This window comes from Paenibacillus maysiensis, from assembly GCF_000520815.1.
Taxonomy (GTDB): domain Bacteria; phylum Bacillota; class Bacilli; order Paenibacillales; family Paenibacillaceae; genus Paenibacillus; species Paenibacillus maysiensis.
Window position 1 is genome coordinate 44,542 of the sequence record NZ_ASRY01000196.1, and the last position, 11,793, is coordinate 56,334.

The window sequence follows — 11,793 nt, forward strand, 5'->3', positions numbered from 1 at the left end:
CTACATGATGCTTTCTTTGGTCAGTTTTTTGAATATGCCATTAGCCGTAAACAACAGCAGGATGCTGACCAACGAATTGAAAATACCAATCGCTGTCCCGTAAGAGAAACGACCCAAATTAATCCCGTAATTCAGCGCATACAAATCCAGCACCTCGGAATAATCCGTCACCAGACTGTTGCCGAGCAAGAACTGCTTTTCAAAACCGTTGCTCACCAGATGCCCAATCGCCATAATGAACAGAACGGCAATGGTCGAACGGATACCCGGTAGCGTAATATGCCACATCTGTCTCCAGCGACTTGCCCCGTCCACACGCGAGGCTTCATACTGTTCCTGGTCAATCCCGGTAATTGCGGCTAAATAAATAATCGTGTTCCAGCCCGTCTCTTTCCATATATCTGAAGCGGTTACAATATACCAGAACCAGCTACCCTTCGCCATAAATTGAATCGGCTCATCCACAATATGAAGCGCTATCAATATATCGTTGACAATACCTCCATCGATGGACAGCATTTTCGTAACCAACCCGGCAACAACAACCCAGGATACAAAATGCGGGAGATAGGATACGGTCTGCACGAATCGCTTGAACAACATCCCCCGCAGCTCATTTAGAAGAATGGCAAAAAAGATTGGCACAACAAAACCAAAGATAATCCCCATGAGGCTCATCGCCAGCGTATTGCGCAGCACCAAATAAAAACGTTCGTCCTGAAATAGCTCAATAAAGTTATCCAGCCCCACCCACTTCTGATCCAGAAAGGATTTGGCGGGCTTATAATTTTGAAATGCCATCGTCCAGCCCCACAGCGGAAGATAACTGAAAACAAACACCCAAATGACGAAAGGAATGGACATAAAATAAAGGTACTTTTGTTGCTTTATGCTGTCCCACAAGCCTTTTTCTCCACGCCCGCGCTTCGGCCCGCGTACCTTGCGCGGTCTGCCCCTGTTAGACTCAGGAATCGTAGCACCAGCATTGGAAGCGGTTTCAGTTGATGATTCCATAACAAGCTCCTCCTTGTATGTAGTTACTATTATCATACTTGGCTGGCTCAGAAGCTGATACCCAACGAATTAGGAGAAAAATCAGTTCAAAATTAGATATATGGGGGGATTGGGATTTACATGGGGTGCCACTACGCATGCGGATGGTGCTTCCCATCGCTGTTGCCCCCGGATTTCTTGAATAAGCACATAATGGTAGAAATCCCGGGGCAAAGGCGACCGCTTCGCTTGTCCAGCACCATTCCGCCTGCTCCGTTTGCCGTGTGAATTTTCAAGTTAAAATTATAGATACAAAAAAGACCAGCAATTTAGGCTGGTCAGGGTAATAAATTAGAATCTATTAATCATATTCTGCAACTAATTGGCAGGAGAACGGATGTCTGTCTGGAGCAAAGAGTTCCTCCTTTTGGAAGGCTATTATTGATTTATTTCACCGTGATCGTCCCATAGTACATGTACATACCGCAATTATACTCATATACACCCGGTTTCAGGTCTTTGACGGTAAAATAGTTATTTTCATGGTCCATAAAAACGTCCATTCCAAGCTTCAACGATTGTACTTCGTCTATGCAAGTAAAGGATGTCGATCTCTTAAAATTAATTTTGGTCGGGACACCAGCTTTTATTTCAATATTTTTAGGATAAAAACCGTCTCCCTCTACATTTACCGTAGCAATTTCATACTTGGCTTTGTCCGGCTCTTCTTGAACGGTTTTAGGTTGGCTAGCCGGAAACGACGACACGCTCCCCTCAAAATAAAACAAGACAAATCCGCCCACGGTCAGCGCTACAAAACCAATCAGCATCAAGTGCCAATTTTTAGAGATGAATGTTTTCATTCAAATCAGTCCCCTCCAGTTGATCGTTCACGTGTAACACTTTAACTCTAACCAGTATATATAAGTTAATCAAAATTTAAAATACTTTATTCGAGTTATGTTGCACCGAAGCTTGATCTTCTCTATTTCTTTACAGACTGGGATGATCCAGTTCATACAGATTGCGGTATCGTGGCTGCTCCTGCCAAAGCTGCTCATGACTGCCTCGCATGGAAATGCCGCCTTGCTCCATAAAGATCACCTCGTCCATATGCTCCATTCCGGTCAGATGATGTGTAATCCAGATAAGCGTTTTGCCCTCCAGCACACGAAACATCGTCTGCATTAGTTCATGCTCTGTCAGCGGATCGAGTCCCACCGTTGGCTCATCCAGTAGAACAATGGGGTGATTTTGAAGCAAAATCCGTGCCAGTGCAATTCGTTGCCTTTCTCCACCGGAAAAGCGCAGGCCCGTTTCCTGCATCCGGGTGTCGTAGCCATCCAGCAAGGAATCAATCAGCGTTCCCAGTCCCACCTGCTCCGTTACTGCCCGAACCTCTTCCAACGTAGCATCGGGCCGCCCCAACCGAATATTGTTTGCTACCGTTGTATCGAACAAATACGGTTGCTGGTTTAATACTGCAAACAGGCTGGAATACGCCCCGCCTGTATACACGGGCGCACCTGCGACAGTGACGCTCCCTTCATCCGGTTGCAATGCCCCCTGAATCAGATTCAGCAGCGTGGACTTGCCCGCACCGCTGCGACCAAGCAGTGCAACCTTGCCTCCTTGCGGCACACGCAGGGAAATGTCGCGCACGCTCCATTCTTGCGTTGCTGTATAGCGGTAGCTCACGTTGTTCAGCAGCAGCTCGTTTGAGTTGCCAGATAGCTGGGCGGTCACATCTTCTACCTCTGTTTTGTCTACTGTGCCACCTGCTGCTTGCTGCCCTGCTTTCACAGAAGCTGAGGCCGAAAACGATGTAGATGTAGCATGTGTAGGTGTATTCTTCTCTGACTCTTTCAGGCGCCTAAGCGAATCCTGATATTCCGGCGCATGGACCACCGCTTCTCCAGCGCGGACGAAAGCATCCAGCAGCGGAAAAGCAACAAGCGTAAAGGATGCCAGCCATGTTGCCTCTATACGGTTCTCTGCTACCAGTCCTCCAGCCCATACGGTCATAATCACAATTCCGCCACCTACGACGCACTGTGCGATCCAATGAGAGCGCCATTCGCCCCGCCGAAGTGAATTTTCCACTACAGCAGCCTTGTTTTGCCGTTGGGTGAAGGAAGCCAGAAAATGTCCAGTCCGACCACTCAGCATCAGATCACTCATGCCGAACAATGCATCAGTCAACTCCTGATAGGCTGTACTCCGTTCCTGCTTGAACGTTCGCCGTTTGGCGAGCGAGGTCCACAGCGAGATGGCCGGGGCGATAAAAAGTAAAAATCCGCAATACAGCGCCATCATCAGGGCAAAGGTTCCGTCCATCCGTCCGAGCGCCGAAATGCCTAATGCATAAATGATCAACGCCGATATCGCAGGCAGAACCAGCTTCAAATATATGTTTTGAAGCTGCTCAATATCCTCCGCCAGCAAACCTAACAGATCCCCTGTGCGAAACTTACTGCGAATCATAAGTGCTTGCGGTTCTACCGCCCGATACAGTCGCACCCGCATACGGGACACGAGACGCAGAGCGGCATCATGCCCCACCAACCGTTCCAGATACTGAATGACTGCTTTACTAAAGCCGAACGTCCGTACAAGCACAATCGGAACGTACACCATCAATATATTTTCAGGCTTTAAAGCTGAACGGGTAATCAGATGACCGGACGTAAAGAGCAATGCACCTGCACATCCAATCGCCAGAGCTCCCAAAAGGGCCGCAGCTAGAAAGGCCCAGAAATATTGTCTCAGATAAAATATAAACCAGCCTTGGCCGCTATTGTCCGTGGCTCGCATATCGTCCGTCCCCTCCTTCCGTCATTCCCGTCAGCAAACGGTAATATCCTCCCTTGCGGGCAACCAATTGCTTATGTGATCCTGCTTCTTCCAGACGGCCTTGATTCATCATCCAGACACAGTCCATATCCGGCATCCAATGGAGTCGATGGGTCGCGAGAAACACTCTTTTATGTTGCAAAACAGATAGAATCGTCTGTTTTAGCTCCCATTCCGTCTCAATATCCAAATGTGCAGTCGGCTCGTCCAGCAAAATCACTGGACGGTTACTCAGCAAAGCACGCGCCAACGCTATCCGCTGCGCCTGTCCTCCGCTCAGCGTCCGGCCCGCTTCACCAATCGGCTCCTCCCATCCATTCGGAAGACTATCCACCAGCTCACGCAGTCCAACCGCGTCAATCGCCCATTCCACTTGCTCGTTGGACGCCTCCGGTTCATAAAACCGGATATTATCCGCCAAGGAAGCGCTGAACAGGTACGGATGCTGCGGAATATAGGCAATATGACGCTGCCATTCGGCTTTGGCATCACCAGCCAATGCCCATCCATTCACGTTCAGCTCGCCCGAGGTCGGTTCAGCGAAGCCGCCAAGCAAACTGAGCAGCGTTGTTTTACCTGCACCGCTGGCTCCGACGATGCCGATCATATTCATACGCGGCTCAACACTTGCAGATATGTGATCAAGCCGTGCAGAACCGTCCTCGTTGAGAAGGCATATATCCGACAGCCTGATCGTATCCTGTCCCGTGACATTTAGGGTATTGCCATCACCCTTAGCATTGTCTGCGCTGCCACTCCCCGTAAGGATATCCACGGAATCTGTATGCTGAGCCGCTTCATCCTCTGTATCGAGAATGGAGCGCATTGCACCCCAAGCCTCCTTGCCATCCAGCGAAGCATGATAGTCCGATCCCAACTGGCGTACAGGCATAAAATATTCCGGGGCCAGAATGAGTATCGCAAGGGCCGCTTCCAGTCCCACCGATCCGCTAATCAGGCGCAAGCCCAAGCCTACCGCCACAAAAGCGACTGACAGCATACTAAAAAAATCGAGAGCAAAAGAGGACAGGAACGCGACCCGCAGCGTACGCATCGTAGCCGTGCGGTACTGGTCGCTGACCTTCCCGACCGTTTCTCCATGCTCCCGACTACGGCCCAAAAACCGCAGCGTCTGTAGGCCGCGCAACGAATCCGTGAAATGATGCGACAATAGGCGATAGGAGCGCCACTGTTTATCTGCCTGCTTCCGCGCCGCCAAGCCCAGCAGGATAAAGAAGCCAATCAGGATGGGCATCGTAGCCGTCAAAATCACACCTGAAATTACATCCAATGTGAAAACAGACACAAGCACAAGTATCGTCACACACATCATGTCAATCATACGCGGAATGGACAACTCCAAATACGTGCGAAAACGATCCACTCCATCCAGCGCCAACGTCACCAGCTTCCCGCTACCTTCCTTGGCAGCAAAAACAGGCCCTCGCTCGAACAAACGAGCAAGCAGACGCTCCCGCAAGGAAGCGCCTGATACTTCGGCAAAACGGCCTGCTGTCCGGCGTTGCAGCCAGATCATCGTATGCCTCGTAGCAAAAGCCGCGAAAAACAAGGCCAGTGGCGGCCAAGCCATCACCAGCGGATTTTGTTCAAATAAAATCGTAACAGCCTTTGCCAAAAAAATCGCTTGCGCAATCACAGCGGCCCCCTGGGCCAGGGAAAGGGCGGCCAGCAGCAGCATTACCGGCCGAATGCCCTTTAATCCAAACCATGCTTTATCCATTAGTATTCCAAATGATCCTTTTCACTGAGACGCTTATGGAAAACAAAGTAGCTCCACGCCTGATAAGCCAGCACAAAGGGTAAAAGCGTTGCTGCAACAATCGTCATGGCTTTCAGTGTGTAATGACTGGAGCTTGCATTATATATCGTCAAATCAAATGCACTGTTGATCGAGCTCACCATAAATCTCGGGAACAAGCCGATGAACAACGAAACGAATGTCAGCAAAATGATAGCCCCCGTCATCCCGAAGGCCCAGCCTTCGCGGCGCTGCTTCAGGAAATACCATGCCAGTACATAGGCGACGATCCCCACTGCAACTGCGGCATACATATAAGGGCCACGACGTGCGAATACATCTGTTGCAAAATAAGTACATACCACCATACCAGCCAGCAAAATACCTAATATCGGAAGGAATTTAGACGCAATCACACGGGCACGATCCCGCACTTCTCCAATCGTCCGCAGGGAAATAAACGTCAGCCCATGCATCAGGCACATCCCCACCACGGTCAGTCCAATCCATACCGTATATCCGTTAAACACATCGGAGAATCCGGCTTTCAAGTCCATGTTTTGCTGAATAGGTACACCCTTTACCAAAGCCGCAAAAGCCATACCGAACAGCATCGGCGGCAGAAAGCTGCCAATCAGAATACAGGCATCCCACGTCCCTGTCCACCATTTTCCTTCTGCCTTGCCCCGGAACTCAAAGGAGACTCCACGTAAGATCAAACCTAGCAAAATAAACACAAATACCAAATAATATCCGCTGAACATGGTCGCATAAAAATGTGGGAAAGCCGCGAACATCGCACCCGCTGCTGTGATCAGCCATACTTCATTCGCATCCCAGAATGGACCAATCGTATTGATCATCAAGCGTTTTTGCTGGTCATTACGCGGTACCAATCCTGTAGCCATCCCCACGCCAAAATCAAAACCCTCCAGAAAAAAGAAGCCGGTGAACAATACAGCGATCAATAAGAACCATAAATCATTTAGCGACAATGGTGTCACCCCCTTGAGCAAATGGGTCATGAATGACCGTTTGCTGATGTGTCTCGATATCCGGACCTTTGCGAGCCGTACGGAAAAACAGGAACGCCAGCACACCCGTTAAAATTAAATACAATGTGGTAAATGAAATGAACGAGAACAGCACTTCTCCTGCCACAACAGTAGGCGAAACAGAATCTTTTGTTTGAAGCAAACCAAATACAGTCCACGGTTGGCGACCTATTTCAGTCATGATCCAACCTGCAGTATTCCCAATGAATGGAAGAGATATCCCCCATATCATGAGACGGAAGAACCAGCGATGCGAACCCTCCAACTTTTTACGGAAAGTCAGGTAAGCTCCGTATAAAGCGAGTGCAATCATGGCACATCCCGCCGCAATCATAATGCGGAAGCTCCAGAACGTAGTACGTACTGGCGGGATATAATCGCCTGGACCATAGGTTTTTTCATATTCTGCCTGAAGCTCATTCATACCAGGCACAGAGCCGGAAAATTTACTATAGGATAGAAAACTCAGGGCAAAAGGAACTTTAATCTCAAAGGTATTTTCCTTCTTTTCAGGATCAATACGTGCGATAACCGTCCAAGGGGCCGGATCACCGCTGTTTCCCCACAAAGCTTCACTGGCAGCCATCTTCATTGGCTGTGTTTTCACCAAATATTGAGCCTGTCCATGACCAAACAAAGGAATAGCAATGGCACTGATTAATGCAACAATAATACTTAATTTAAAAGAAGGCTTGAAAAAATCCAGATTCTTTTTGTGCATCAGCTTCCATGCGCTAATACCCGCGACGAGAAAAGCACCTGTCGCAAAAGCTGCAAACAGTGTGTGAGGAAACTCCCACAACAGTTGTTCGTTCGTCAACAGAGCGGCAAAATCTTTCATTTCTGCACGCCCATTTTGAATCTCATATCCTACTGGACGCTGCATGAATGAATTGGCTGCCAAGATCCACAAAGCAGACAGCATCGTACCGATGGATACCAGCCACATACAGATTAAATGGACACTTTTGGACAGACGTTCCCAGCCGAATACCCACAATCCGATAAAGGTTGATTCCAGGAAAAAGGCAAGCAGTGCCTCAATCGCCAGCGGCGTACCGAACACATCACCGACAAACCGGGAAAAGTCCGACCAGTTCATCCCGAACTGAAACTCTTGCAAAATTCCGGTGACGACGCCCACTGCAAAGTTAATCAGCAGAAACGTTCCCCAGAATTGAGCCATTTTTTTGTACAAATCATTTTTTTTGATTACATACATGGTCTCCATAATTGCCACCAACAACGACAATCCAATGGAGATCGGCACATAAACAAAGTGAAGAATCGTTGTGGTTGCAAACTGCAACCGTGCCAAATCCAATACGTCCATGATGTTGCTCCTCCCTCTGCACTTCTCTTAACAATGAGTCATAATAATTGGACTCTGAAGCCTTCTTTTATCTTTGTGACAGTATTCACATTATTACATATGGAACGATCACTTTTTAGGAATAGCCCCCTCAGGCATCTTCACTACGGGATCTCATGATCCAGCTTCAGAATATCATCATTATATAGAATTGCTTTGAATGAAATAGAATCGAAAGTGTGAACATCGTGTCAAAACTGTGTCGTAACGATGGCGAATTTATGAAAACAACTCAAATCTTCTAGTTAGTGTGACATTTGCGATTGATCTATCCAAATTTTTTCATAAAAAAAGCCTCTCTTTGTTCGGAGACTTTTGCTCCGACATCTGCAAGAGAGACTTCATCAATTTAATCTATGGGAGTCCATCAACTGCCCTCCGTCCCTCCGTTCTTCTGAACCCGATTACGGTAGGAGGAAGGCGACATCCCCGCATATTTTTTGAATTTTCCATGAAAATAATCGACGTTGGCATATCCGACACGTCCTGCCACCTGATGCACCCTGATTCCCTGTGCAAGCAGTTCCCTTGCCCGCTCGATCCTCACCTTGTCCAGGTAAGCGTTAAAGGCTTCGCCTGTATGACTTTTGAACAATTTGCCCAAATAGCCGCTGTTGTAATTAAACATATCCGCCAACAGCTCCAAGCGCAGGTTCTCATCATAATGGCTGTGAATGAAATCAATCAATTGTTTCATGATCGTTTCTTTACCACCCGAATCGGTCTGACCAATCCATTGCAGCACATGCTCCAGCGACCGATCCACCAGCTCACCCAAGGTTGAATAAGCATATACATCCGTAATCAAGCGCGAATGCTTCTCCAGCACCGTCCGGCTCTGCTCCTGCCCGGCCGCATACTTGTTCAGCGCCAAGGTAAATATCTGTGCAAACGCCGCCTTGATTGCAGCTTCTGTACGATAGATCTGAGGAAATTGGACCTCCATTTCCTTCAATACACGTATTGCAGCTTCACGATTCGCCATATCCAGTGCGTAGTATAGCTTTTCTGCATAACGCATAGGGTCCGAGGTTTTATCAGTCGTTTCGCACATTCCCTCGTCCGAGGTCTCCAAATCATGCAGGTCACGGGTAAGCATCACCCTTTCCGCACGGAACAGGAAAGTACGCTCCAGTAGACGCAGCGCCTGCTCAAAAGAGTTTGGAATATCATGTAGTCTGCCCACCGGATCACCAGCAGCTACGTATATTTCCGTTGTCCACGGCTTTAGTGCCTGTCGCCAGGAAGCCAGCAGCCGAACAGCATTTTCTTCTGTTTCCACCGTGGCGGGAAGCAGCAAGCCTGTATATATTCCAGCCTCGAATATAATCCCCCTGCCCTGCTCCTGGCACATTTCCGTTAGCCCCAGCTTAGCTGCCGACTGCCGGGCTTGCCGATCCCAGTCGGGTATCCGCAGATCCAGCAGTACGACCTGATAGCTTCCCCAATCCAAAGCGGGTGGCGCTGGATGCTGGTCAGGATGATCAGGAAACAGCAGGGTTTCGATCCAATCGCGCTCATGGGGAGTCGGGCTCCCCCACTTGCCGTCTTCTTTTTCACTCTCAATGCTTCGCCGTACCCGTTTCAGCTCTGTCGTCATTTCTTCTTCATCCACAGGCTTCAATAAATAACCATCCACGCCAAAGCCCATCGCCTGCCGTGCATAATCAAAGTCCGCATATCCGCTTAAAATGAGAAAATGAAACGGCTCGCCGTTCATTTCGCGTATGCTCCGTATGACCTCCAGCCCGCTCATCCCCGGCATCCGTATATCGACAATGACCAGCTCCGGCCGATGCTCCTTAAATTTATCCAATGCCTCGCGCCCGTTCCCTGCGGTATCTACAATATGGAAGCCGCAGTCATTCCAATCAATAATGGAGGTCAATCCTTCACGAATCGCAGGCTCATCATCCACAATCATCGCTTTATACATTCGACTCCTCCTCTCTGGGTATTGAAAAGGTTACGGTTGTTCCTGCCTGCGGTACGCTCTCAATGTGCAGACCATAACGTTCGCCATACATTAGCGTCAGACGCTGGTGAACATTGCGCAGCCCGATACTGCTCCCTTCCGGCTCATCCGTGCCTGTTATGCGGTCCAGCAGACGGGACAACTGCTCTGTTTCCATGCCAATTCCATCGTCGGCCACTCTTATTTGCAGCTCTCGTAGCTCCATCGAAATATCGACTTTCACAGTAACCGGTTCTTCCTTGTTTTCAAGGCCATGAATAACTGCGTTCTCCACCAGCGGCTGTATAATTAATGGAGGAATGGACATTTCCTCAGCGCTTTCTTCCAGATTCACTTCATAGATCAAACGATTTCCAAACCGGAACTGCTGAATTTGTAAATAGGATCGCACCATATCCAGTTCCTGACGCACTGTCGTTTTACCGCTTCCAATCTCCAGATTCCGCCGCATCAGTCGGCCAAGCAAACGTACCGTTGTTGCAATCTCCGCTTCCCCGTTCAGATGCGCCTTCATTCGGATAGACTCCAGCGCATTGAACAGGAAGTGCGGGTTAATCTGGCTTGCCATCATTTTCAGCTTGATATCCTTTTGCGCCATTTCGAGCCTGTTATTTTTCTCACTCGCTTCATAAACCTGTCCCATTAACTGGCGGATGCTAGCGACCATATAATTGAAGCGGCGGGACAAATCCCCGATTTCGTCCATTCCCTCCACGCTCGACACGACATGGAAATCCCCCGCAGCCACCTTACCCAGCTCATGGCTCAATCGCTGTAGCCGTTTGGTGATCAGCCAGGAAATCATCGTAATCAGAATCAAAGCCATGACCAGCACCGCAAGAACACACAATGCGCCGATCAAGCTGATCCGGTTCGCTCCCTGTACAATATGTTCCGTCGAAAACACCGAGATAATCGTCAATCCGCTCACACTTGAGGCTGGCAGCAGCTCATCCACAATAATGTTCGAGGATTTCCCGTTTATTTTTGCTTCATATATTCCCTTACCCGCACCCTGAACATCAAAGCCCAAATGCAGATCCGCCAAGGTTTGACCCACGGACTGTGTATGGGTAGCCGCGACCACAATTCCGTTACGATCCACAATCAGCGTTTCAAACGGCTCCTTGCTGAGCATATTGTTCAGCTCCGTCTGACTCAGCGCAATCATCAGAACTCCCTTGGTGTTGTATTCCGGAAAGGGAATTTGCCGCACCAGACTCAGCCGGTTTACCGGGTTATCCTCCTTATCCTGAATATAAAACCAGTTAATCGCCGTCCCCTTCAAGGCCGTCTGGAACCACTTCTGCTGCTCAATACCAGAATCTACAGGGATAAATTCCAGATTATTGACAAGCGTCGGATTATACGAATAAAAACGAATGGAAGCAATTTCTCTATACTGCTGTACATACTCATTAAAGTCCTTGTATTGATGATACGCATTCATCAGCTCTACCATGCCCAAATAACGGCGGTTCGCCATCTCCCTCAGCCTTTTATCGAACATCAGCCCATTTGATATATCCGTGGGAACGCGCAATAAATTCGCAGTCTGGCTCTTGATCTTTTCCACATTGTTCACCGTTTGGGCAATTGCACTGTCCAAAGCCTGCTCCCGTAAATAAAAGGTGACACAGCCGCCCACCACCAGCACCGGGATCATGACAATCAGCACGTAGGAGAACAGCAGCTTATTTCGCATACGCATATTATTCATCAGATGCCGAACTCCACGATACATGCCATTCCCCCCGTTAGATAAGCGCTTACATTATTATGTATT

General features: G+C 48.7%; 8 protein-coding genes. All 8 read right to left on the minus strand.

The window, feature by feature from the left end:
- Positions 1-1,014, minus strand: coding sequence for an ABC transporter permease (locus L696_RS0113500; RefSeq protein ID WP_025684107.1), 1,014 nt, complete (start codon positions 1,012-1,014; stop codon positions 1-3).
- Between the two features lie 425 nt (positions 1,015-1,439).
- Positions 1,440-1,856, minus strand: a complete 417-nt coding sequence (locus L696_RS0113505) for a cupredoxin domain-containing protein (protein WP_025684108.1) — start codon at positions 1,854-1,856, stop codon at positions 1,440-1,442.
- A 130-nt stretch (positions 1,857-1,986) separates the two neighbouring features.
- The gene (gene cydC / locus L696_RS0113510; RefSeq protein ID WP_025684109.1) at positions 1,987-3,807 is read right to left on the minus strand and encodes a thiol reductant ABC exporter subunit CydC; all 1,821 of its coding nucleotides are present in this window, start codon (positions 3,805-3,807) and stop codon (positions 1,987-1,989) included.
- The gene (gene cydD / locus L696_RS0113515) at positions 3,788-5,587 is read right to left on the minus strand and encodes a thiol reductant ABC exporter subunit CydD (protein WP_025684110.1); all 1,800 of its coding nucleotides are present in this window, start codon (positions 5,585-5,587) and stop codon (positions 3,788-3,790) included. Before cydD ends, cydC begins: the two co-directional genes overlap by 20 nt.
- Positions 5,587-6,600, minus strand: a complete 1,014-nt coding sequence (gene cydB, locus L696_RS0113520; RefSeq protein ID WP_025684111.1) for a cytochrome d ubiquinol oxidase subunit II — start codon at positions 6,598-6,600, stop codon at positions 5,587-5,589. Before cydB ends, cydD begins: the two co-directional genes overlap by 1 nt.
- Positions 6,587-7,993, minus strand: coding sequence for a cytochrome ubiquinol oxidase subunit I (locus L696_RS0113525; protein ID WP_025684112.1), 1,407 nt, complete (start codon positions 7,991-7,993; stop codon positions 6,587-6,589). Before L696_RS0113525 ends, cydB begins: the two co-directional genes overlap by 14 nt.
- 406 nt (positions 7,994-8,399) lie before the next feature.
- Positions 8,400-9,968, minus strand: a complete 1,569-nt coding sequence (locus L696_RS0113530; protein WP_025684113.1) for a response regulator transcription factor — start codon at positions 9,966-9,968, stop codon at positions 8,400-8,402.
- Positions 9,961-11,751, minus strand: coding sequence for a sensor histidine kinase (locus L696_RS0113535; protein WP_025684114.1), 1,791 nt, complete (start codon positions 11,749-11,751; stop codon positions 9,961-9,963). Before L696_RS0113535 ends, L696_RS0113530 begins: the two co-directional genes overlap by 8 nt.
- Positions 11,752-11,793: the final 42 nt, after the last annotated feature.

Excerpts from the sequence above, each read along its gene's own strand:
- L696_RS0113500 (WP_025684107.1), bottom strand. The coding sequence starts at position 1,014 with ATGGAATCATCAACTGAAACCGCTTCCAATGCTGGTGCTACGATTCCT.
- L696_RS0113505 (WP_025684108.1), bottom strand. The coding sequence starts at position 1,856 with ATGAAAACATTCATCTCTAAAAATTGGCACTTGATGCTGATTGGTTTT.
- cydC (WP_025684109.1), bottom strand. The coding sequence starts at position 3,807 with ATGCGAGCCACGGACAATAGCGGCCAAGGCTGGTTTATATTTTATCTG.
- cydD (WP_025684110.1), bottom strand. The coding sequence starts at position 5,587 with ATGGATAAAGCATGGTTTGGATTAAAGGGCATTCGGCCGGTAATGCTG.
- L696_RS0113525 (WP_025684112.1), bottom strand. The coding sequence starts at position 7,993 with ATGGACGTATTGGATTTGGCACGGTTGCAGTTTGCAACCACAACGATT.
- L696_RS0113530 (WP_025684113.1), bottom strand. The coding sequence starts at position 9,968 with ATGTATAAAGCGATGATTGTGGATGATGAGCCTGCGATTCGTGAAGGA.
- L696_RS0113535 (WP_025684114.1), bottom strand. The coding sequence starts at position 11,751 with ATGTATCGTGGAGTTCGGCATCTGATGAATAATATGCGTATGCGAAAT.